This is a genomic window from Colwellia sp. E150_009 (assembly GCF_053543955.1).
This window is the reverse complement of record NZ_JBHFOM010000003.1, coordinates 87954-112349: the sequence shown is the minus strand read 5'-3', so window position 1 is coordinate 112349 and position 24396 is coordinate 87954. Positions and strand designations below refer to the sequence as shown.

20 protein-coding genes are annotated in these 24396 nt (G+C 36.8%); 6 read left to right on the top strand and 14 right to left on the bottom strand.

Translation table 11 applies throughout. From position 1 onward, the window contains the following. Window positions 1-232: 232 nt before the first annotated feature. From ACE1OF_RS02560 to ACE1OF_RS02545, 4 genes are all read left to right on the top strand, one after another. The gene (locus ACE1OF_RS02560) at window positions 233-2326 is read left to right on the top strand and encodes a 3-hydroxyacyl-CoA dehydrogenase NAD-binding domain-containing protein (RefSeq protein WP_448892507.1); all 2094 of its coding nucleotides are present in this window, start codon (window positions 233-235) and stop codon (window positions 2324-2326) included. A 43-nt stretch (window positions 2327-2369) separates the two neighbouring features. After that, entirely contained in the window at window positions 2370-3557 is a 1188-nt protein-coding gene (locus ACE1OF_RS02555) for an acetyl-CoA C-acyltransferase (RefSeq protein WP_448892505.1), read from the top strand. A 138-nt stretch (window positions 3558-3695) separates the two neighbouring features. After that, on the top strand, window positions 3696-4889 hold the full coding sequence (locus ACE1OF_RS02550) for an MFS transporter (RefSeq protein ID WP_448892504.1): 1194 nt from the start codon (window positions 3696-3698) through the stop codon (window positions 4887-4889). A 142-nt stretch (window positions 4890-5031) separates the two neighbouring features. After that, window positions 5032-7365 (top strand): TonB-dependent receptor, encoded by a 2334-nt coding sequence (locus ACE1OF_RS02545; RefSeq protein WP_448892502.1) that lies wholly within the window; start codon window positions 5032-5034, stop codon window positions 7363-7365. Window positions 7366-7721: 356 nt separating this feature from the next. Here ACE1OF_RS02545 and recA read toward each other — a convergent pair whose 3' ends face one another. Together recA and ACE1OF_RS02535 are read right to left on the bottom strand one after the other, a co-directional pair. Beyond that, the gene (gene recA / locus ACE1OF_RS02540; protein WP_448892501.1) at window positions 7722-8765 is read right to left on the bottom strand and encodes a recombinase RecA; all 1044 of its coding nucleotides are present in this window, start codon (window positions 8763-8765) and stop codon (window positions 7722-7724) included. A 295-nt stretch (window positions 8766-9060) separates the two neighbouring features. Next, on the bottom strand, window positions 9061-9777 hold the full coding sequence (locus ACE1OF_RS02535) for a PEP-CTERM sorting domain-containing protein (protein ID WP_448892500.1): 717 nt from the start codon (window positions 9775-9777) through the stop codon (window positions 9061-9063). A gap of 256 nt (window positions 9778-10033) precedes the next feature. Between ACE1OF_RS02535 and mutS the strand changes: the two genes are divergently transcribed. Then, window positions 10034-12622, top strand: coding sequence for a DNA mismatch repair protein MutS (gene mutS / locus ACE1OF_RS02530; RefSeq protein ID WP_448892499.1), 2589 nt, complete (start codon window positions 10034-10036; stop codon window positions 12620-12622). A 176-nt stretch (window positions 12623-12798) separates the two neighbouring features. Here the strand turns inward: mutS and rpoS are convergent, their stop codons facing one another. The 12 genes from rpoS to ACE1OF_RS02470 form a co-directional block, all read right to left on the bottom strand. Beyond that, on the bottom strand, window positions 12799-13692 hold the full coding sequence (rpoS, locus tag ACE1OF_RS02525; RefSeq protein ID WP_448892498.1) for an RNA polymerase sigma factor RpoS: 894 nt from the start codon (window positions 13690-13692) through the stop codon (window positions 12799-12801). Between the two features lie 128 nt (window positions 13693-13820). Continuing rightward, window positions 13821-14711 carry a peptidoglycan DD-metalloendopeptidase family protein gene (locus tag ACE1OF_RS02520; RefSeq protein ID WP_448892496.1) on the bottom strand — a complete coding sequence of 297 codons (891 nt, stop codon included), beginning with the start codon at window positions 14709-14711 and terminating at the stop codon, window positions 13821-13823. Between the two features lie 19 nt (window positions 14712-14730). Further along, window positions 14731-15309, bottom strand: a complete 579-nt coding sequence (locus ACE1OF_RS02515; protein ID WP_448892495.1) for a YqaA family protein — start codon at window positions 15307-15309, stop codon at window positions 14731-14733. Then, on the bottom strand, window positions 15309-15971 hold the full coding sequence (locus tag ACE1OF_RS02510) for a protein-L-isoaspartate(D-aspartate) O-methyltransferase (RefSeq protein WP_448892607.1): 663 nt from the start codon (window positions 15969-15971) through the stop codon (window positions 15309-15311). The genes ACE1OF_RS02515 and ACE1OF_RS02510 overlap by 1 nt, the downstream gene beginning before the upstream one ends. Continuing rightward, window positions 15971-16723: a 5'/3'-nucleotidase SurE gene (gene surE, locus ACE1OF_RS02505; protein WP_448892493.1), complete on the bottom strand. Its 753-nt coding sequence runs from the start codon at window positions 16721-16723 to the stop codon at window positions 15971-15973. Before surE ends, ACE1OF_RS02510 begins: the two co-directional genes overlap by 1 nt. Window positions 16724-16736: 13 nt before the next feature. After that, a complete protein-coding gene (gene truD / locus ACE1OF_RS02500) occupies window positions 16737-17840 on the bottom strand; it encodes a tRNA pseudouridine(13) synthase TruD (RefSeq protein ID WP_448892491.1) in 1104 nt (367 codons plus the stop codon). Between the two features lie 82 nt (window positions 17841-17922). Then, window positions 17923-18402 carry a 2-C-methyl-D-erythritol 2,4-cyclodiphosphate synthase gene (gene ispF / locus ACE1OF_RS02495; RefSeq protein WP_448892489.1) on the bottom strand — a complete coding sequence of 160 codons (480 nt, stop codon included), beginning with the start codon at window positions 18400-18402 and terminating at the stop codon, window positions 17923-17925. A 10-nt stretch (window positions 18403-18412) separates the two neighbouring features. Further along, the gene (gene ispD, locus ACE1OF_RS02490; RefSeq protein ID WP_448892487.1) at window positions 18413-19189 is read right to left on the bottom strand and encodes a 2-C-methyl-D-erythritol 4-phosphate cytidylyltransferase; all 777 of its coding nucleotides are present in this window, start codon (window positions 19187-19189) and stop codon (window positions 18413-18415) included. A 2-nt stretch (window positions 19190-19191) separates the two neighbouring features. Then, entirely contained in the window at window positions 19192-19506 is a 315-nt protein-coding gene (gene ftsB / locus ACE1OF_RS02485; protein WP_448892485.1) for a cell division protein FtsB, read from the bottom strand. Window positions 19507-19575: 69 nt separating this feature from the next. Beyond that, window positions 19576-20256: a hypothetical protein gene (locus tag ACE1OF_RS02480; RefSeq protein WP_448892483.1), complete on the bottom strand. Its 681-nt coding sequence runs from the start codon at window positions 20254-20256 to the stop codon at window positions 19576-19578. A 162-nt stretch (window positions 20257-20418) separates the two neighbouring features. Then, complete coding sequence (eno, locus tag ACE1OF_RS02475) at window positions 20419-21717, bottom strand: phosphopyruvate hydratase (protein WP_448892482.1); 1299 nt, start codon at window positions 21715-21717, stop codon at window positions 20419-20421. Between the two features lie 66 nt (window positions 21718-21783). After that, window positions 21784-23421 (bottom strand): CTP synthase, encoded by a 1638-nt coding sequence (locus ACE1OF_RS02470; RefSeq protein ID WP_448892480.1) that lies wholly within the window; start codon window positions 23419-23421, stop codon window positions 21784-21786. A gap of 278 nt (window positions 23422-23699) precedes the next feature. Between ACE1OF_RS02470 and ACE1OF_RS02465 the strand changes: the two genes are divergently transcribed. Continuing rightward, the gene (locus ACE1OF_RS02465; RefSeq protein ID WP_448892478.1) at window positions 23700-24311 is read left to right on the top strand and encodes a DUF4202 domain-containing protein; all 612 of its coding nucleotides are present in this window, start codon (window positions 23700-23702) and stop codon (window positions 24309-24311) included. The last annotated feature ends 85 nt before the right edge of the window (window positions 24312-24396 follow it).

Here is a 24396-nt window from a genome sequence, read left to right as displayed (position 1 = left end):
GTTTATTTCCTAATATCAAAACATTCCAACCAGTAATCATGAAATATATTACCGCATAGCGAAACAAAAGTACACAAAACAAAATAATTTAGCTATCTTTTGTTTTAAATCATCCTATCAAATATCGCTGTGCGAAATAAGATTTTACTTTTTGTGGTTTTTTTTGTATTATCAACCTTACAAAAATTAATTCTCAACATTGAATAAACATCAGACAAGAATAGGATCCAAAATGAGTGAAATAGTTAGTTTAGAGTTACGTGACTCAATCGCATTAATAAAAGTGAATAATCCACCTGTTAATGCTTTGTCTTACTTAGTAAGAAAAGGGCTTATTGATTGCATTACCCAGGCCGATGAAAACACTAAGGTAAAAGCCATAGTGCTCTATTGCCTTGGTAGAACTTATTTTGCAGGTGCTGATATCACTGAATTTGGTAAACCTATGCAATCACCTAGCCTGCCAGAAGCATTATCATTCATTGATACGGTATCTAAACCAATAATTACCGCGTTGCATGGCACTGCGCTAGGTGGAGGCCTTGAAGTGGCCTTAACATGCCATTATAGAGTGGCCAACAGCAGCACTAAAGTAGGTTTACCTGAAGTACACTTAGGTTTACTACCTGGTGCTGGAGGTACTCAACGTTTACCGAGATTAATAGGTGTTGAAAAAGCATTGGATGTTATTGTTTCTGGACGTCAAGTAAAAGCAGCAGAAGCACTTTCATTAGGTATTATTGACAAAATTATTGATGGCGACGTTGTGGATGGCGCACTTAAATTTGCTCATGATATAGTGGAGCAAAATTTACCTGTTAAACGCATATCTGAGATCACAGTAGATAAATCATTAGTTGCTGAAGATCTTATCAATAACTACAGAAAAAAAATCGCAAAGAAATTCCGTGGCTTTGAAGCTCCTCAAGCGTGTATATCAGCAGTTGAAGCATCAATAGACTTACCATTTTTGAAAGGTGTTGAAAAAGAAAGAAGCTTGTTTCTTGAATGTATGAAATCAACACAATCAGCATCGCAACGTCATATGTTTTTTGCTCAACGACAAGCAGCAGTAATTGATGATTTAGATAAAAAAACGCCGACTAGAGAAATTAATAACGTTGCCATTATTGGTGCAGGTACTATGGGGTCAGGTATTGCGTTAAGCTTTAGCAACGCTAATATTCCAGTCACTTTATTAGAGGTTAATGAAAATGTATTACAAAGTGGCCTTAATACAATAGAAAAATATTACCGTGGTCAGGCAGCTAAAGGACGAATTACCAATGAAAAAGCAGCATATCAACAAGGTTTAATTACTGGCACTTTATCTTATGATGATCTTAATGATGTTGATCTCGTTATAGAAGCGGTATTTGAAAGTATGGAAGTAAAACATCAAGTCTTTTCAAAATTAGATGAAGTATGTAAACCTGGCTGCATTTTAGCGAGTAACACTTCAACTTTAGACGTTGATGAAATAGCTTCTATTACAAAACGTCCACAAGATGTTATTGGTTTACATTTTTTCAGTCCCGCCCAAGTAATGAAATTATTAGAAGTCATTCGTGCAGAGAAAACCGCCGATGATGTCTTAGCAACAGCTATGAAACTAGGAAGTAAAATAGGTAAAATACCAGTAGTTTCAGGTGTTTGTGATGGTTTTATCGGTAATCGTATGCTCAAAGGGTATGGCCGTGAAGCTGGCGCATTATTGTTAGAAGGCGCTACACCTGCACAAATAGATAATGCAGTTTATCAATTTGGCATGGCAATGGGGCCAATGACGATGGCAGATTTATCTGGACTCGATGTAGGTTATCGAGTTAGAAAAGAGCGCAGAGAAAGCGGTGTGTTTGTACCTGAAACTGATGGAGCTATTAGCGATAGACTAGTTGAAAATGGACGTTTGGGACAAAAAAACCGAAAAGGTTATTACCGTTATGAAGAAAATTCCTACAGCCCTATTCCTGATGAAGAAGTAAACAAAATCATTAAAGAAACAGCGCAAAAGTTAGGATTCGAGCAGCGTGAAATTTCAGATGAGGAAATTGTTAAACGTTTAATTTACCCACTGATTAATGAAGGCGCCCAAATTTTAGATGAAGGTATTGCACAGCGCGCTAGCGATGTTAATGCTGTTTGGGTATATGGCTATGGATTCCCGGTTTATAGAGGCGGACCAATGTTTTATGCCGACAGTATCGGCTTAGAAAACATTCTGAATGACTTGAAATTATACCAAGAAAAATATGGTGATATTTGGCAACCCGCTCCTTTGCTTGAAAAACTAGTCAGTGAAGGTAAGCGCTTTAGTGACATATAACCCCTTTATATAAATAATTAAATAAAAATTCGGAGAAAATACAATGAGAGAAGCAGTTATCGTATCTACAGCACGTACGCCTATCGCAAAAGCATACCGTGGCGCACTTAATAATACTCATGGAGCAGAATTTGCGGGTCACGCTATAAAACATGCAGTTGAACGTTCAGGTGTAGACATCAATGAAGTTGAAGATGTCATTATGGGTTGTGGTTTACCTGAAGGAGCGACAGGTGGAAATATTGCTCGTCAAGCAGCATTAAGTGCTGGTTTACCTATCACAAGTAGTGGCGTTACCGTAAACAGATTTTGTTCATCAGGTTTACAGGCAATTTCTATGGCAGCTCAACGTATCATTGTCGACCAAGTTCCTGTTGCTGTTGCTGGAGGATTAGATTCAATCAGCTTAGTGCAAAATGAAAACACGAACCGCTTTAGAACACAAAGTGAATCATTAAAAGCAGCTTATCCTGGTATTTATATGCCGATGATTGAAACTGCGGATCTTGTTGCAAAGCGCTATAATATAAAGCGAGAAGCGATGGACAATTATGCCTTGCAGAGCCAACAAAGAACTGCCGCTGCACAGGAAGCAGGAAGATTTGATACTGAGTTAGCCCCAATAAATGTTAATCAAGCAATCTTTAATAAAGAAACAAAGAGCTATTCTTATCAAGATGTCACTTTATCTAAAGATGAATGTAATCGCCCTACAACTACATTAGAAGGTTTAGCTAGCTTATCACCTGTTATGGGAGAAGATGCATTTGTTACAGCTGGCAATGCAAGTCAGTTATCCGATGGTGCATCTGCCTGTGTATTAATGGATAGTAAACTCGCCGAACAACGCGGTTTATCACCATTAGGTACATACCGAGGCATGGTAGTAAGCGGGTGTGAACCCGATGAGATGGGAATTGGTCCCGTGTTTGCTGTGCCTAAATTATTAAAGCGTCATGGTTTATCAATTAATGATATTGATCTGTGGGAGTTAAATGAAGCTTTTGCTGTGCAAGTCCTTTACTGCCAAGAAAAACTACAAATAGATAGTAACAAACTCAACGTTAACGGCGGTGCTATCTCTATTGGTCACCCTTATGGCATGAGTGGCGCTAGAATGGTAGGCCATGCTTTAATTGAAGGTCAACGACGCAGAGCTAGATATGTAGTTACCACAATGTGTATTGGTGGTGGCATGGGCATGGCAGCACTGTTTGAAGTGAATAACTAATTATTTTGATCACTTTACCTAATCGTAGCGACTATAAAGATCAGTCGCTACTTTTGCTTTAATAAAGTAAAATATTTTAAAACATCAACACAATTTATAGCCATCCATTTCACTTGATGGTGAAAGTTTTAGGGTACTATGAATAATTGGATTTTATTTTTTAGCCTATTAGCAACCGCAATGGGACAAAGTGTTGTTTTTGCTTTAATGCCTGCATTAGGGCGAGAGTCAGGGTTAACTGAACTACAAATCGCTAGTATCATCTCTTTTTCAGCGCTTGTTTTTGCGCTAGGTAGCACATTTTGGGGAAAGCGCGCAATAAAATGGGGTCGTAAGAATATCTTAATTATAGGCTTAAGTGGTTATAGTATAGGCACATTCGTCTTTGCCTCCGTTTTCTATTTAGGTATAAACAAGCAAATAGCGCCAGATCTTTTCTATGTTTTATTATTCACTGCTAGAATTCTACAATCTTGTATAATGTCTGCGACACCAACATCAGCATTATCTTATGCCATATCGACTTGTTCAACAGCACAAATATTACCCACTATCAGTCGTTTAACTTCGGCTAACAATTTAGGGCAAATGCTAGGCCCAATGCTAGTCGGTTTTCTCGTTATTTTCGGGCTGTTAATCCCCTTATATACAATTACCATTTTCACTATATTAGCATTACTACTCGTTTGGCGGTTTCTGCCTGTTGACAAGCCCATTACAGCAAGCAATAACATAGAAAAACCTAATCAGTTTATACCAATTGAAAAAAATGAGTCTACTAATAGCTTTATTCCTTTTGCTGCCATCGCTGCTTCCTTATTTTGTGCTATGGCTATGATGCAACAGAGCTTAGGCTTTTTCATAATCGATGCATTAAAACAAAATGCTATCAATGCTGCAAGTATGCTAGGTATTGGTGCCATGATAGTTGCAGTCTGCTCTTTAATTACGCAATTATTTTTGCTACAACGTATAAAGGCCAATCAACTGACATTACTTAAAATAGGTCTATTTACTTTGATTATAGGGCACTTAACCATTGCAACCTGTCATGATATTAATGAAATATATCTTGGCATGGCACTGCTTGGATTCGGAATGGGGTTTAGTTACCCTACAGCGGCAAGTATGGCAACAGGCCGATGCTCTATAGATCAACAACAAACCGCTGTAGGGTTAATTAGCGCAGCCCCAGCCATAGGGTTTATTTCTGGTCCTTTAATTGCCGCCTTTTTATATCAAAAAAATATAAACTTTCCATTCTTTGCAGCCACATCATTAATGATAATTGTATTTATATCAAGCCTCCAACTTAGAGAAAAACATAATTAAATTTCGCTATACGAAATAACCTTTCATAATAGTTGACTATAAAACCACCTAGTGTTACCTTGTTTCTAAGATAGCATGATGTTTTATTGCTACTTGAAATACCGTATTCGATTAAAAATAAAATAACATTTGGGGAACGTATATGAGTAAAACATTACAAAACACACTTAAAAGAAAATTTAAGCTAACGACCTTATCCATATTTATAAGTGCCATCATTTTTCCAGTGCATGCACAGGGCGATACTGAAGTAGAAACTAAAAAGAAAAAAAAATCTGCTGATATTTTAGTCGAAAGAATAGAGGTTACTGCAAGAAAACGTACTGAAACTATTCAAGAAACACCTATAGCTTTGACAGCTTTTGGTGAAGATCAATTAAATACTTTGAAAGTACGAGATTTTAATGATCTCTCTGATGGTATGGCTAATGTAACGTTAGAGGATGTTGGCACTGCACGGGGCAATGCAAATTTTTCAATTCGTGGCCTTGGAATTAACAGCTCTATCCCTTCCATTGACCCTACAGTGGGTGTTTTTGTTGACGGCGTTTTCTTAGGTACAAATGGCGGTGTCGTCATGGATATGTTTGATCTTGAACGCATAGAGGTACTTAGAGGTCCGCAAGGTATTTTATTTGGACGCAACGTTACTGGTGGTGCACTATTGATTCATACCAAAAAGCCTAGTGATTACTTTGAATTTAAATCTAAAGCTTCTATTACTGGTGGCGAAGATGGTGGTAAAAATAAAACATTACAAGCTGTTGTAAATGTTCCTATTATAGAAAATTTATCTACAAAATTATCAGGATATTATAGTAATGATGATGGTAGTTTTACCAACCTTTATGACAACAGTGATCATGGAGCTTATAAGCAATCTATGATTCGTTCAACCACCTTATGGGAACCGTCTGATGATTTGAGTATTCTGTTTAAATATGAAACCGTTAGCTCAGAAGGGGATGGCCCTTCTGCTCAGAACCATACTAATGGTAGTGGCGTTGGCCCTGAATTAGCTTTCCCTGCCCCACATCCTCTAAATCCGTACGCAGTGACCTTTGATAGAGACACTCATGATTTATCTATAAATGAAAAAGGCTTTCAAAGTTTAGATATAGATATGGCGACATTAAATGTTGATTGGAATATTGCTGGCGGCACAGCAACTTATATTTTTGGCTATCGAAATTATTCAAGCTCTACTTTAGGTGATATTGATGCACAGCCTTTTACCTTATTCCATTCATATTCATGGACAGAAAGCGAGCAGTTTAGCCATGAACTTCGCTTCAATAAAGAGCTTGAGAACCAATCTAATATCACTTTTGGCATATATCAATATGCTAATGATTTAGAATATCATGAAAGACGTGTACTGCCTTTATCTTCAATTCCAGGAGGAATATATCAAGATGGCGGTGGTTTACATGATGCATCAAATATTAGTGCCTTTGCCGCAATAGATTTTAAAATATCAGAACAATTATCCGCAATAGCAGGAGCACGTTATACTAAAGAGAAAAAAGACGTTGATATTGTTTCTCTGAGTAAAAATGTATCAGCTATTGAAGATGGGCCTTACTTACCTCAAGGGCCTGGCTGTAATATTATTTTGAATAATGATTGTAATTTTGACTTTTCAGATGATGATGAGTGGACTAGTTTATCACCAAAATTAGGTTTGACTTACACCTTCAAAAACAGTGATTTAGTTTATGGTCATTGGACAAAAGGCTTCCGCTCTGGCGGATATAATTTGCGAAATACCGCTGACATCAGTACACCTGAATTAGAAAAAGCAAACGGTCCTGGACCTTTTGATCAAGAAGAAGTTAGCAGTTTTGAAGTAGGTTATAAACTAACGCGCGATTGGGGACAATTAAACGCTGCTACTTTCTACACATCAATTGATGATATGCAACGAGAAGTAAACTTACCAGCGCCAGATGGTTCAGTAATACAAGTAATCAAAAATACCGCCGAAGCCAGTATGTTAGGCTTTGAAATAGATGGTGTTATATTGTTAACAGATTCTTTAATTGCTACATTTAACTTTGGTATTATCAATGCTGAATATGACAAAATAATATATGATCTTAATGGTGATGGCATTGTTGATAATCAAGATACTGAGCTTGATATTCCTCGTGTACCTAAAACCACATACAGCATAGGTTTAAACCATGATATGGATATAGGTAGTTGGGGATATTTATCTTCTCGTATCAATTATTCACATCGCGATAAATCTTTCTATACTGATAATAACTTAGGGTTTATAGACGAGCAAGATATTATTAATGCCGGCTTAGATTTACACACAAATGATGAACAGTGGGTGTTTTCTGTTTTTGGTAAAAATTTAACTAATGAAGTTAAACACGGTAGTGATACGCAACTTTCTTTCGGTACTTTCTCTCCACTATCAAAAGGAAGGATAATAGGACTTGAAGTAACTTATTTTATGGAATAAATAATATAGGATCAGCTTCCAAACCAATAGAGTAATGTCGAACGTTTAAGCTAATTGAACGCTCTTTAGAATGTACATAATAGGTCACAATGCAAGTTATGGCCTATTATGTAGGAGTTTTTAAAAGAGTTACACCTTACTTACTTCTAAATTCGATTGATATTGTTAAATCATACCATGACTACGATCATTCAATTGATATGCTTGTTCACTTCAAATCAAAAAGGTTAAGGATATTATTCAGATTTTTTAAAAAAGTTAAATATAAAATGTTCAGTAATTAAATTAATATACACCCGAGCCATCAAATTACTAAATAACTAACAGATGCTTGATAAAGATAAAGCATAGCAATATTATTCTGCTGCTTCAGCCACTTTTGGTTTAGCTTCTTTATCTTCTGTTTTAACAACCTTACTTAAAAACATTTCTCTTAATTTAACATCAATATCTTTAGCCATTTCTGAGTGTTCTTCTAAATATTTAGTGGCATTTGCTTTACCTTGACCAATACGTTCACCATTACAGCTATACCAAGCGCCCGCTTTTTCCACAAAGCCATTTTGAACACCTAAATCAATTAATTCACCTAAGCTGTTAATACCTTGTCCATAAAGAATTTGAAATTCAGCTTGTTTAAAAGGTGGCGCTATTTTATTTTTAACCACTTTGACGCGCGTTTCATTACCTACAATTTCATCACCATTTTTAACCGCACCAATTCGCCTAATATCTAAACGAACAGAGGCATAAAACTTCAAAGCATTACCACCTGTTGTTGTTTCAGGACTGCCAAACATTACACCAATTTTCATACGAATTTGGTTGATGAATATTAGCATGGTATTAGATTTTTTTAAGTTTGCCGTAAGCTTACGCATTGCTTGTGATAACATACGTGCTTGCAGCCCCATATGAGAGTCTCCCATATCACCTTCAATTTCAGCTTTTGGCGTTAATGCGGCGACTGAATCGACAACAATGATATCAATAGCACCAGAACGCGTTAACATATCACAAATTTCAAGGGCTTGTTCACCCGTATCAGGCTGAGATACAAGTAATTCATCAATATTAACACCAAGCTTCCCCGCATAAACAGGATCAAGTGCATGTTCAGCATCAACAAAAGCACACACTTTACCTTCACGTTGCGCTTGCGCTATTACTTCTAATGTTAATGTTGTTTTACCGCTAGACTCAGGTCCGTAAATTTCCACGACACGACCAAAGGGTAAACCACCTGCACCCAGCGCAATATCTAATCCTAGAGACCCCGTAGAAATAGTTTCAACATCCATTGTAGTATTATCGCCAAGCTTCATTATTGAACCTTTACCGAACTGTCTTTCAATTTGGCTTAAGGCTGCTGCTAGTGCTTTTTCTTTATCTTCTTTCATGTTTTACTCCGCTGACAACGTCAGTAATGTCGTTTTGATATAGCAAGTATACTGTATGGTCGTACAGTATCAAGTTTTTTTACAATTTATTTTTTTTATTAATTAAAAATCAAATGATGATAACTTTAAGTTACTGATAATAATAAATTTTATAGCATTTTATAACTTTTTAAAATTTTCTATCAAAAAGTTATAACGAGAATAATAATGACAAAAAAAGCGCTGAACATTTCTGTAAAGCGCTTTATATATTTTCTGTAGTTGCTATATTTATATATTTTTTGTAGTTACTATATTAGTTATGCTTTTTTCTAGATAGAGACAAACCAATTAATGATAGAGCTAAAATAGCTATTGATGAGGGTTCAGGTACAGAAACAGAGCCCACTTTTAATGCTGAATATTGTATAGTGCCACCTGCTGTTAAAATTTCACCAAAACCGTTACCGAAGAAGGTTACTGAAGTAAAGGTAGCTGAATCATCAATCGCCCCCACAAAGAATGCAGCCCCATTTGCTCCACCAGCTGCCGTTGCAGGGTTATCAGAAGCTTGAGTAGCACTGGCAACTTTAATTGCTGCTCCACCATCAAAACTAATAAATAACTCAGATGTAAAACAACAAGTTGCCCAATCACCTACTTCAAAACCTAATGCATTTATTGCACTATTAAAAGTAAAAGTTAACCCAGAGCCTGCACCAGTACCGTCTCCATTATCCTCAGGGTCTATTTTTATCATTTGACCTGTAGAGTTACTATAACTAGAACTATAAACACCTGCTGAATTACCATCTGATGTCGTGATAGTAAAATCTGGTTGTACCCAAGAACTACCAGAAGATATGCCTGTTAGTGTTGTTGAGCTTACTGAACCACCAGCATTAGTAACCGTTGATAAAAACTGACTTTGACCATTAGTAATTGTGTCGTAGTAATCAATAATGGTGGCTTGTGAAGCGCTCGCTATAAAAAATAAGGAAATAGAGAATGTTTTAATTGCTTTGTTTATCATAAAATAATGCCCTGTTAGTATTGTTGTTTATTAATCGCCTACTCAAAGATAAGCAAAAAGTATTCCAAAACAAAAAGCAAACTTAACCAACTGAAAACAAATATTTTTATTTTTAAATATTCATTTGCGTTATATTAGGTGTAAAATAAACTGACATTACTGTTTATCACCTCATATTAAAAATAGGTATATAATCAAACATTAACAATATAATATTAAATGAAATAAACAACCTTCCAAATAGTACCTTTTACCAATGACTACCAGCCAAGATTTATCACAACACACCCCTATGATGCGCCAGTACCTTACCATTAAGGCTGAATTTCCTAATATTTTAATTTTTTATCGTATGGGCGATTTTTATGAGCTATTTTTTGATGATGCGAAAAAAGCGTCTGATTTATTAGATATATCTTTAACAGCCCGAGGTAAAACAGGGGGTAATGCTATTCCTATGGCCGGGGTTCCTTACCATGCAGTAGAGAATTATTTAGCTAAATTAGTGCAATTAGGTGAGTCTGTTGCTATTTGCGAACAAATTGGTGATCCTGCAACAAGCAAAGGCCCTGTTGAGCGAAAAGTGGTGAGAATTATAACGCCAGGTACGGTCAGTGATGAAGCGCTATTATCAGACAAACAAGACAATTTAATTGTTGCCATCGTTGAAAATAATTCTCGTTCTAAGAAATCCTCAGATCCCTGCTTTGGTCTAGCTTATCTTGATATGACCAGTGGTCGTTTTGTAATAACAGAGCCACAAACCAATGAGCAATTACAAGCAGAGTTACAGCGCCTTTCTCCTGCTGAACTGCTATATCCAGAAACACTTTCAAATACGCTAGACATTAAACAATATAAAGGCTTACGTCGACGCCCTGAATGGGAATTTGATCTTGAAACAGCCCTTGCCTTACTGAATAACCAATTTGGCACAAAAGAGCTTACTGGCTTTGGCGTTGCGGATAAATTTTTAGGTTTATCTGCTGCGGGGTGTTTATTTCAGTATGTAAAAGACACTCAACGTACGGCACTACCCCATATACGGGCAATAGTTTGTGAATCAGCAAGCTCGGGTGTAGTACTTGATGCCGCAACTAGGCGTAATTTAGAGTTAACACAAAATCTTCAAGGGGGGGGGGATAATACATTAGCCGCGATATTGGATAAATCTTCGACTCCGATGGGCTCGCGTTTATTAAAGCGCTGGCTGCATTTTCCGTTACGAGATTTAAGCGTTTTAAAAAATAGACAAGATGCAATAGAACAAATTATTACCACTGATTTACATCTAGACGTGCAACCAGTGCTTAAAGGTTTGGGAGATATTGAACGAATTGTTTCACGTATTGCTTTAGGCTCTGCAAGGCCGCGTGATTTCGCTCGTTTACGTAATGCGCTACAAGTTTTGCCTGAATTACAACAAACACTATCACCATGCAACACTGGCTATGTTCATGCACTTTCAAAATTATTGTTACCTATCCCAGAAATACAGAATTTGCTCGAACAAGCCATTGTTGAAAACCCTCCTGTACTTATTCGCGATGGTGGTGTTATTGCTGCTGGCTATAACACTGAACTCGATATACTTCGTGATTTAAGTGATGGTGCTACTGATTTTTTAACGCAATTAGAACAAAAAGAAAAAGAGCGCACGGGGATTCATTCATTAAAAGTGGGTTATAACAAAGTCCATGGTTTTTTCATTGAAATGAGTAGAACCGCAGCAAATGATGTACCTGACAATTATATTCGCCGTCAAACTTTAAAAAACAACGAACGTTTTATTACCGAAGAATTAAAAGAGCACGAGCATAAAGTTCTCAGTGCCCAAAGCCAGTTTTTAGCCCTCGAAAAACGTTTATACCAAGAATTATTTGATAAAATATTGCCAGAAATAGCGAGATTACAAAGCCTTAGCCAAGCAATTGCTGAACTGGATGTGCTTGCCAACTTTGCCGAAAGAGCAATAACCTTACACTATGTAAAACCACAATTAAGTGAACAATCAGGCATTAATATTAATGCAGGTAGACACCCCGTTGTAGAGCAAATGACCCATGAAGCTTTTATTCCAAACCCTGTTGTTTTAACCCAGCAACGAAAAATGTTGATTATAACTGGCCCCAATATGGGGGGTAAATCAACTTATATGCGCCAAACCGCTTTAATAGTTTTACTTGCACATATTGGTTGTTTTGTTCCTGCTGATAATGCTCAAATAGGGTTAGTTGATAGAATATTTACCCGTATAGGTGCCTCAGATGATCTCGCCAGCGGTCGTTCAACATTTATGGTAGAAATGACCGAAACAGCTAATATTCTTCATAATGCAACAGATAAGAGTTTAGTGTTACTTGATGAAATTGGCCGTGGCACAAGTACTTACGATGGTCTTTCTCTCGCTTGGGCATGTGCAGAAATGCTAGCACTTAAAACAAAGGCGTTTACTTTATTTGCCACTCATTACTTTGAGTTAACATTACTAGCACAAGAAATTTTAACTTTAGCCAATGTGCACTTAGATGCCATGGAACATGATGACAACATAGTATTTATGCATGCAGTACAAGAAGGTGCTGCAAGTAAGAGCTTTGGCTTACAAGTTGCCCAACTTGCTGGTGTGCCTAAAGCAGTGATTAACCGCGCCAAACAACGATTAACCGAATTAGAAAACAAACAAGCGCCTTCTATTTTACCAGCTCAATCTGAAAATTTTCAGCAGTTGTCGTTAGTAGCTGAAGATCATCCAGCAATTGATACGTTACGTGATATTGATGTTAATAATTTATCGCCTAAACAAGCGTTAGATTTATTGTTTGAATTAAAAGAATTGCTGTAGATCGAAACAAATTCACCTTGTTATTGCACATAGCTCTGAGTTGAAAAGAAATTTAATCAAATTGATATAACTTGATTTAAAATATTTTTAAAAGTTGTCCCAGCCCAATTAACGTAAAAAGGCTGTAAGTGTTACTTTACAGCCTTTAAATCCCCCCAAATATATTAGAAAATATACTACTGAACTTCGAATAAAGCTTCTATAGACAGGTTTTGTTGGCTTAATATGTCACGAAGTCGCTTAAGGCCTTCAACTTGAATTTGACGAACACGTTCACGAGTCAATCCAATTTCAAGGCCAACATTTTCTAATGTTTCAGCCTCATAGCCTAATAAGCCAAAACGTCGAGCTAATACTTCTTTTTGTTTAGGGTTTAACTCGTTAAGCCAGTGAATAATATTATTGCTCATATCTTCTGATTGTAAGTCTGCTTCGGGTCCTCCGCAGTCTTCATCAGCAATCACATCAAGCAAAACCTTCTCTGTATCTCCTGAAAAAGGAGTATCTACTGAGGCTATACGTTCATTCAAACGCAGCATTTTTGTAACATCTTCAACAGGTTTACCTAATGAATTTGCTATATCTTCTGCTGTGGGTTCATGATCTAATTGTTGAACAAGCTCACGGGAGGCACGTAAATAAATATTTAATTCTTTAACAACATGAATTGGTAAACGAATAGTGCGCGTTTGATTCATTATAGCGCGTTCAATAGTTTGGCGAATCCACCAAGTAGCGTACGTTGAAAAACGAAATCCCCGTTCTGGATCAAATTTTTCAACGGCACGAATCAAGCCTAAATTACCTTCTTCAATTAAATCAAGTAACGGCAAACCGCGATTATTATATCGTCTGGAAATTTTAACCACTAAACGTAAATTACTTTCGATCATACGTTGACGAGATGCTTTATCACCTTTAAGAGAAAGACGCGAGAAATATATCTCTTCTTCTGCACTTAGTAACGGTGAAAATCCTATTTCACTTAAATAAAGTTGAGTGGCATCAACATTTGATGCTTTATCTTCTTTACTTTTTAGTACTGTGGTTTGGTTTGTTTCTTTTCCCATGCTGCACTCCAATTATAGCAAACTTGCATTTAGTATTATTTATTCACACTAACTCCAGTTATTTTTTGTCGGTAGGTATTTTCTATGCGTTAAATTTAACAGAAATACACGATTATAATTATATGTACTTATTTTTTGGGTAAATACTTCAAAGGATCAACTGATTTTCCGCGAAAGCGAACTTCAAAATGAAGCATGACTCTTTGCGCGTCGGTGTCACCCATTTTTGCTACGATATCTCCAGCTTTTACAAACTGTTGCTCTTTTACTAAGATTTTATCATTATGGGCATAAGCACTTAGATAATCATCATTATGTTTTATAATAACTAACTTGCCATAGCCTCTTAATGCGCTACCTGCGTAAACTACTTTACCACTTGCCGTTGCTCTAATATTAGTTCCACGGCGGCCAGCGATATCTATTCCTTTATTACCTTGTGCTTTGGAAGAAAACCAATCAATAATTTTGCCTTTAACAGGCCATTTCCATCGACTAATTTTTTGAGAAAAATCTGATTTTGATAACGGCTCTTTCTCAACTTTCTTCTTACTTACATTTTCACCATACGCTTGCTTTTTTGAAGATGCAATAGGCTTTTTAACTACTTGAATACTGGTCGGATTAGAGCTTTTAGTCTGCTTTGTACTGGAGTGCACATTCTTACTAGCTTGCGAACTTTTTCTTTGATTATTAGCAACTAAAATTAATTTTTGATTTGGAAAAATATTATAAGGAGGTGAAATATTATTCAATTTAGCTATTTGTCGCACATCCGAATTAGCCCGCCATGCAATTGAATACAGGGTTTCACCTGGTTGTACCGTGTATTCTCTTGCGTTAATCGTGTTTTGAGTTTGTTGGTTTAACGGTGTACTACCATAAACAGTTACAACAGGCGCGGGGGATTGACGAGAAGAGCAAGCCAAGAGGTTAAGAATAAAAAAAGTACAACAAAATAGTTTACATAATGCCTTAAAAGTAAAAACTGTATTATTTTTGTCTTGTTTATCTCTCATGATGCAACCAACAAGCTATTTATTTTACAATGAAATAGGTAATGATAATCAAGGCAACAAGCCCCCACCCCAAGACATCAATCCATTTACGTAAGTTTTTTTCCATCGCGCTCCCCCCCCATTGAATAAGGCCTGCAACCAAAAAGAACCGCATACCTCTGCCAACAGCTGAAGCAATTAAAAAAGGCAAAAAAGCCATTTGTAAAAAGCCAGCACTCACTGTAAATAATTTATAAGGTATGGGTGAAAAGCCTGCGATGAAAACGACCCATACGCCCCATTTACTGAACCATTCCATTGCCGTATCAAAGCGAGGTTGGTAACCAAATTCAGTTATTAAGGGTTGTATCCAAGGTTCAAACATTAAATACCCAAGTAAATAACCTACTACCCCACCCGCAATTGAGGCTATAGTTGTGATACTTGCTAATCGCCATGCTTTTTCAGGCTTTGCAAGCACCATAGGCGCAAGTAAAACATCAGGTGGAATAGGAAAAAATACAGATTCAGCAAAGGTTAGTAATGCCAGTATCCTTGGTGCAAACTTATGCTCAGCCCATTTTAACGTCCACTCATAAATGGCAGAAAATAGCTTCATTACATTAACGCCCCTGCAACAAGAGGAACAAAACGCACCGCTTCTACTTGCTTTTCATTGTAATTGTTACCTTGTCGGGTAATAATTTTTAATATTTGTGTTTTATCACCAACTGGGATAACTAAACGACCGCCATCAACAAGTTGTTCTAATAATGCTTGTGGCACGGTCACTGCGCCAGCAGTGACGATAATGGCGTCAAATGGTGCTTTGCTTGCCCATCCCTGCCAGCCATCACCGTGCTTCAATGAAATATTATGTAAGTCTATTGCGCGTAAACAACGTTTAGCTTGGAATTGCAGTGATTTAATACGTTCAACAGAGAAAACTTTCTCTGTAAGTTGCGCTAAAATTGAAGTTTGATAACCTGAACCAGTTCCTATTTCTAGAATGCTCTTTGGCTGAAAATCTTTTAATAATAACTCTGACATTTTTGCCACGATATAAGGCTGAGAAATCGTTTGTCCTTGCCCAATAGGTAAGGCCGTATTGTCATAAGCTTTATGAGCCAGTATTTCTGGAATAAATATATGACGAGGCGAGTTAGCAATAGCCTGTAAAACGAGCGGGTTTGAAATACCTTGGGCTTGTAGCTTTTGGGCAAGTAACTCACCACTACGTTTCGATTTACCAACTGTGCGAGAGTTTTTTCTTTGACTCATCATATCGTTACTTCATCCATCCATTCTCGCATACTATCAATGCTGTTATGTGCTGTCATATCAACAGTTAACGGGGTTACTGAAACATAATGGTTAGCCACGGCATCAAAATCAGTGCCTTCACCACCATCAAGCTCTTTGCCTAAAGTACCATACCAATAAATATCTCGTTGCCAAGGGTCTTGCATTTTTTTCATCATTTCGGCTTTGTGCCTATGCCCTAGTCGAGTAACTTTAATTCCTTGTATTTGCTCAATGGGCACATCGGGTACATTAATATTTAAAATTTGATCAGCGGGTAAAGGGTGTTTATGAATGCGTTTAATAATTTGCGCTGTGATTATTGCCGCTGTTTGGTAGTGCTTTTCATGCTTGCCAAGTAATGATACAGCTATTGCTGGTATTCCCATATGTCGACCTTCTGTGGCTGCAGCAACAGTACCCGAATACAAAGTATCATCACCTAAGTTAGGACCTTTATTAATACCAGCTACGACTAAGTTTGGTGTAGGTGAAACAAGTTGGCTAACGCCTAAATGAACTGAATCCGTAGGTGTTCCATTAACCGAGATAAAACCATTTTCTAATGTTTGTGCTCTCAACGGGTTCAGTAAGGTTAACGAATTACTTGCACCACTACAATTTCTGTCTGGTGCAACTACTGTTACGTCAAAATATTTAATTAATTCCTGCTGCAGTACTTTAATACCTAAAGCATGAACACCATCATCGTTACTTAATAATATTTTCATTGGGTATTTGACTCTATATTTTGATCTGGTTTTGCATTTCATTAACGTTAACGCGCTGCGTACCATCTCGATAATCAATTAATTCACGCAGTACAGTAGTTGCATATGAACCTGCAGTAAGCGAAAAGCATACTTTTACATCGGGTAAATCACTATTTTCACTGATATTATTAGAAGCAGCTTCTTTAGGTAATACTTCAAGATCAGCGTCATTAATAATTAAGCGAATACGACGACGCTCTTGTTTTAAACCAAAACGGGGTAAACCTTGAGCAAATTCATGATGTTTTTCCGCCACTTCTTGCTCAAATATTTTTGGCTGTGCTTCTGTCATTAAATCACCCGCTCCCCACATTGCAGCAGTAATATCTACATCCTTGTCACTTAAGCGCTGTTTAATGACATCATCAATCTCTTCCAAACGAAACACCGACTGAGTACCTGCTAGCATTACGACATCGCCGATGGATAATTTATCAAATATATTTTGTTTAATACGTTCATTAATCATGTCATTAAAAATAGCCGAGCGTGCTGCAGATAAATACATACCTCGTTTTTTCTTATCCTTCACTTTAGTGCCAGAAAATAGAGCTAGTGCGCAATCAATATTACCACCGTCAATACCAAAACGCTGTTCACCAAAATAATTAGGAACACCATGCGCAATTATTTTTTCCCAACGTTCAAAAAAATCCTTTAAATTAGTAACGTTACGAATAACTAATTCAAACCGATTACCTGTTAGAACACCTGTGCGGAGTTTTTTGTTGTGTCTTTTATAGCTAAGTATTTCAACACCTTCAATAGTAAGATCCGCTAAATCATACACTTGCTTACCTGGAACATGAACACCAAACCACTGCTCTGTCACCGCAAAACGATCTTTTAACCCAGCATAAGAAACGAGTTGTTCCTTCACCTTAAAATATTTGGCTAGTTCGCGTGCAACAAAAACGGTATTCGTCCCAATTTTTTTTATGTGAATAAACAGGTGTTCTCCTTCTCCACATGGTAAAAATGGTAACTGCTCAAATACGCAAAAATCTTGAGGGTTTGCTTTTATTAAGCCTGTTGATTTCGGTTTACCGTGTAAGTAGGCGAGTTCTGGTAACATGCTAATTCTCTATATTATATTTTCAATTCACATTAAGTTTCGGTACAAGTAAATAGTAACGGTGCTAACGTTAGTTTTAGTTTTAGTTAACAATCGATCTAAGTAATACGACGCAATGCACGGCAATCCCTTCTTTTCGCCCAGCATACCCTAAAGTTTCAGTGGTTGTGGCCTTGACATTAATTTGCGCTACGTTGCAATTTAAGTCTTCTGATAAACATTCTCGCATGGCTAATAAGTGCGGTGCCATTTTCGGTGCTTGCGCAACAATAGTGATGTCGCCATTACCGACTTCATAGCCTTTTTCTGTCATTAACCCCACGACATGACGCAACAATATACGGCTAGAAATATTTTTATATTTGCCATCAGTATCAGGGAAATGATTACCAATATCAGCTAAACAAAGGGCACCTAAAATAGCATCACATAAAGCATGAATAGCAACGTCTCCGTCTGAATGAGCAATAAATCCTTGCTCAAAAGGAACACTAACACCACCAAGTATTAAAGGCCCTTTTCCGCCAAATTTGTGTACATCAAAACCATGACCTATTCGCATGTTTTACCCTTTATATTTTTTGATTTGTTGTTAATTTACGTTGTTGTTCTAAATAGAAGCTTGCTAGTGTTAAATCTTCTGGTCGGGTTATTTTTATATTATCTCGTCTACCAGAAACCAGTGAACAAGGTAAGCTCAACGATTCGATAGCTGACGCTTCATCTGTGATTGGCAAACCTGTTAGTTGTGCGTGCTCTATCGCTTTTATTAATGTATTTGCTTTGAACATTTGTGGTGTATATGCATGCCATAGTAAGTTACGTTCAATCGTTTTATTCACCTGTATAGCCTCATGTTGACTCGTATTATTAGCGAGTTTCATAGTATCAACTACTGGAGCCGCTAAAATACCGCCATTATTATTGTTGAGACAGTGGTCAATTAATTTACTTATATCGTCATGTGTTACACAAGGGCGGGCTGCATCGTGCACAAGCACCCATTCTAACGCATTCACTTGCTGTAAACCGTTTAACACAGAGTCAACACGTTCTTTACCGCCAGACACTCGTATAATATTAGGATTATTTACCAGAGCTGTTTGCTCAAAATAATCATCATCGTCACTTAATACCAACACGACTTTCGAAATGCTTTTATGGCTGAGTAAACGGTTGACTGTGTGACTTAAGATGGTTTCATTATTAATTGTTAAATATTGCTTAGGGCATGAAGTTAACATACGTTTACCTACGCCAGCAGCAGGGACAACAACAGTAAATTGTTGATTTTCATTTGATTTGTTTCTTTGTTCCAGCTTATCACTCGACACTACAAGGGCACTCACAACTAATAAAGTCCCTTATCTGAATCGTTTTTTATCGACGAAGTTTTATTAGGGATAACGCGAAAGAAGGTTTCATTTTCTTTAATCATACCTAATTCATTCCTTGCTCGTTCTTCTATTGCTTCAGTACCAAGCTTGAGGTCATCAGTATCTGCGTATAATAATTTGTTACGCTGTTGCAACTTTAAATTAACTAGTTTTTGTTGAGCGACATCCTCTTGTAAATCAATATAATCAGGCACACTGTTTTTACCGAACCAAAGACGGTATTGCAATAAACTCAAAACAATAAATAACAGTGCTGTAAATGTGCGCATGTGTACCTAATAAAAAGCCTAAAAAACACAGAGTAATAAAAAATTATTACTATTATATGGACTTATTATTTATAAGGCTAATGGTTGTTTAAAGTCTTTCCAGTTAATAGCACAAGAAAGTAACAATTCTCGTAAACTTGGGGGAATAGTTTGTAATTTAGTACTTTGAGCATTGATATGAGTATTGCTATAAGACACCGCTTGCCAACAATGACCTGCACAAGCTGCTAACATCACTTTTTTATTTGGCTTAAGCAATTTAAATGTTTTGTGTTGGTTCAAATCACCCTGTACATTTTTATTCTCTTCACTCAATGTAAACCATCCCGAGGTATTTGTTCTAAGTCGTTTATTGGCTATATCAATTCTATCGATGCAATCTAAAGCGACTCGTTGCTCATTGAGGATAGGAACCACTAAGCCAAGGCTTAACTCGTTAGTTAAATACCATGAAAAAATTTCATGGGAGGTTTGTCCGGCGAGCGTTAGTTTTGACGCTTGTTTAGCTGACCAACTTGCATTTTGAATATCTAATATTAAGGGAGTTTTACCTTGCGCTTTTACCTGCATCATTAAATGAGCGGTACGATTTATATAATGCGGTAGGCTCTTCAAACGCCCTTGTAAATTATCAACTTGACTTATTTCTGTATTAGCAAGCATACGCAATTCTCGCTCATAGAGCGCATTGCATAATTCGGCAAAGTCCTTACTTTGCAGATCTGTTTGCCAAAAAGAAGTTTGAGACATCTATCAATAAATCAAGTAATTATACCCGTATTGTTTAAGCATACTTGATTGTAGATAAAAGATACAACGACATATAAACAAAAATCGGGCCTTAAGGCCCGATTTTATTTATTAACTTGTAATAATTTAAACAAGTAACATACTACTTGTTACTATAAGGCCTTATTGACCTTTAATTTCAGACAAACCATTATATACCGCTTTGTCACCTAAGAATTCTTCAATACGTAATAATTGATTGTACTTAGAAACACGGTCTGAGCGACATAAAGATCCTGTTTTAATTTGGCCAGCTGCAGTACCTACTGCTAAATCAGCAATAGTTGCATCTTCTGTTTCACCTGAGCGATGAGAGATAACCGCGGTATAACCAGCATCTTTCGCCATCTTAATGGCTGCTAATGTTTCAGTTAATGAGCCAATTTGGTTAAACTTAATTAAAATTGAGTTAGCGATATTTTTATCAATACCCTCTTTTAATATTTTAGTATTGGTTACAAATAAATCATCTCCAACAATTTGTACTTTATCGCCTAATAATTCAGTTTGATATTTAAAACCATCCCAGTCTGATTCATCTAAACCATCTTCAATTGAAACAATTGGGTACTGATTACAAAGCTCAGCTAAAAAGTCAGAAAATTCATTTGAGGTAAATTGCTTGCCTTCACCTTTAAGATCATAAATACCTTTGTCTGCATCATAGAATTCAGACGCTGCACAGTCCATTGCTAATGTTACATCTGAGCCTAACGTATAGCCTGCTGCTGCAACCGCTTCTTTAATTACCGCTAAAGCATCAGCGTTAGAAGCCAAATCTGGCGCAAAACCACCTTCATCACCTACGGCTGTATTTAACCCTTTAGCTGATAATACTTTTTTCAGGGCATGAAATATTTCAGCGCCCATGCGTAATGCTTCTGAAAAGTTTTTAGCGCCTACAGGTTGAATCATAAACTCTTGAATATCAACATTATTGTCGGCATGTTCACCACCATTAATGATGTTCATCATAGGTACTGGTAAGCTATAAACTCCTGGTGTGCCATTTAAATCGGCAATATGTTCAAATAATTGCACGCCTTTGTCTGCGGCAGCAGCTTTTGCTACAGCAAGAGAAACCGCTAAAATAGCATTAGCACCAAATTTTTCTTTATTTTCTGTGCCATCTAAATCAATCATTATTTTGTCAATCGCGGCTTGTTCAAGCGCATTCTTGCCAATTAACGCTGGAGTGATATTATTTCTAATGGCAGCAACGGCATTAAGAACACCTTTTCCTAAATAACGTGCTTTATCACCATCACGTAATTCTAATGCTTCACGAGAGCCTGTTGATGCACCTGATGGTGCTGCAGCACGCCCCCAAGCACCTGATTCTAAATAAACATCAGCTTCAACGGTTGGGTTCCCACGTGAGTCCATAATTTCGCGTGCTAAAATTTTACTAATATTTGACATTATATTTCCTTCAAGAACTAAAAAACAAAACCGCAGCACAGGGCTACGGTTTGAAATGACTTAAAACTAACTTAACTGCTTTTTTTGATGTTCAAAAGACGCAGCAATAAAGCTTTCAAATAATGGGTGTCCGTCACGCGGAGTTGAATTAAACTCTGGATGGAACTGCCCAGCAACAAACCATGGATGATCAGCTATTTCAATCACCTCAACTAAACTTTTATCAGTTGATAATCCCGAAAAAATCAAACCTGCTTGGCTTAACTGTTCTCGGTACTTATTATTTACCTCATAACGGTGACGGTGTCTTTCATAAATTGTTTCACTACCATATACGTCACATACTTTGGTTCCTTTCACTAGGTGGCACAATTGTGAACCTAAACGCATAGTTCCGCCCAAATCTGACTTTTCATTGCGATATTCTACTTGACCTTCTTCATCAAGCCATTCACTGATCAAACCTACTACTGGATGCGGTGTTTCGGCATTAAACTCCGTACTGTGGGCATTAGTTAGACCAGCAACATTACGCGCAAACTCAATTAAAGCTACTTGCATACCTAAACAAATACCTAAATAAGGTATTTTATTTACACGTGCATATTCTGCTGTTGAAATTTTACCTTCTACACCACGTTCACCGAAGCCGCCTGGAACTAGAATAGCATCTAAGTCTTTCAGTATTTCAGTACCTTTAACTTCAACATCTTGTGAATCAATATATTTAATATTCACAGTAACTTGATTTTTCAAACCCGCATGTTTTAATGCTTCATTTACCGATTTATAGGCATCAGGAAGTTCGATGTATTTTCCTACCATACCAACTGTAATTTCACCTTTAGGGTTTGCTTCATGATAAAGCACTTCTTCCCATTCGCTTAAATCTGCTTCAGGCGCATCGATACAAAAACGTTTAGTCACTAATTCATCAGCACCTTGAGATTTTAATAACGCTGGAATTTTATAAATACTGTCAACATCACGCATTGAAATAACAGCTTTTTCTTCAACATTACAAAATAATGCTATTTTTGCACGTTCGCCATTTGGAATAGGTCTATCAGAACGACATACCAAAATGTCTGGAAAAATACCAATTGAACGTAAATCTTTTACTGAATGTTGAGTTGGTTTTGTTTTAATCTCACCTGAAGCAGCTAAATAAGGTACTAACGTTAAATGCATAAACATAGCACGTTCACGGCCTACTTCTGTAGCTAATTGACGGATAGCTTCCAAGAAAGGTTGTGACTCAATATCACCTACCGTTCCCCCAACTTCAACCATAGCAACATCGTAACCTTCAGCACCTTCAATCACACGACGCTTAATGTCATTAGTGATATGAGGAATAACTTGAATAGTAGCACCTAAGAATTCACCTTTACGTTCGCGCGCTAGAATATCTTGATAGATACGACCCGTTGTAAAGTTATTTCGTCTGGTCATTTTAGTACGAATAAAACGCTCATAATGACCTAAATCTAAATCAGTTTCTGCTCCATCTTCAGTAACAAATACTTCACCATGTTGAATTGGACTCATAGTACCAGGATCGACATTAATATAAGGGTCGAGTTTCAGCATGGTTACTTTTAATCCGCGAGCTTCAAGAATAGCAGCTAATGAAGCAGCGGCAATGCCTTTACCAAGAGACGAAACTACGCCGCCAGTAACAAAAATATATCTAGTTGTCATGTCTACACCGATGTAAGGGAAATACAGAATTTTTTTTGCCTATTTTTTAGCGTTAACCTAGTACTAACAATGTGGTTACGTTACCATGATTTAATGGCCATTTTCATTGAAAATGCACTAAAAAACAGGCTAAAAATAAATAAAGCAGGACGGGAAAGTATTATACTTAAAATAGAGACTAACAACAATAACAACTGTTAAGTGAAAGTTAAAATAAGCATTTTTTTATATAGCGTTACTCGTTATGATAACACTCTGATTTTCAAGGTAAGCATTTTATGAATAATAATTTAGAAAAAGTATTAACAGCCATCGACGAGATTAATCGTCAAGATACTAATGTCACTATAGTAAATAATACTGAGCACCCTAAAGAATTACTTTATGGACAACGCATGACCGCTTGCTTAATGCAACATTGGCCACAAGCAAGTGAATTATTACAAATAGCTGTTCGTGCTCAACACATTAAACGTTGGCATTTAAAGCGTACCGAGTTTGCTCAAGGTAAAGCGGGGTATTATCAATGGCGTATTGCGCTGGGTAAATTTCATGCAGAACTAACGGCTAATTTAATGCGCGAACAAGGTTATAATGATGAACAAGCAAAACAAACAGCTTCTATCATCTGTAAAGAAAATTTAAAAGATAAGGCATCAAGTCAGCTTAACAAGGACAGCCAAACCTTAGAAGATGTTGCCTGTTTAGTTTTTCTTGAACATTACTTTGACGCCTTTGCTGATAATTACCTCAAACAAGATAACGAAGCTAAAATTATACGAATTGTACAATTAACTTGGAAAAAAATGTCTGAGGAGGCTCACAATATTGCTTTACAAATGTCTATGCCTTCACATTTGGCTGATTTAGTAAATAAAGCACTAGCCTAATTAGTTGGCTGTATTAAGCATAAAGAGTTTTTGGGTACGTCTGATTAAAGATGCCTAAAATGGATTACTTCGTTATCAAAAAAAC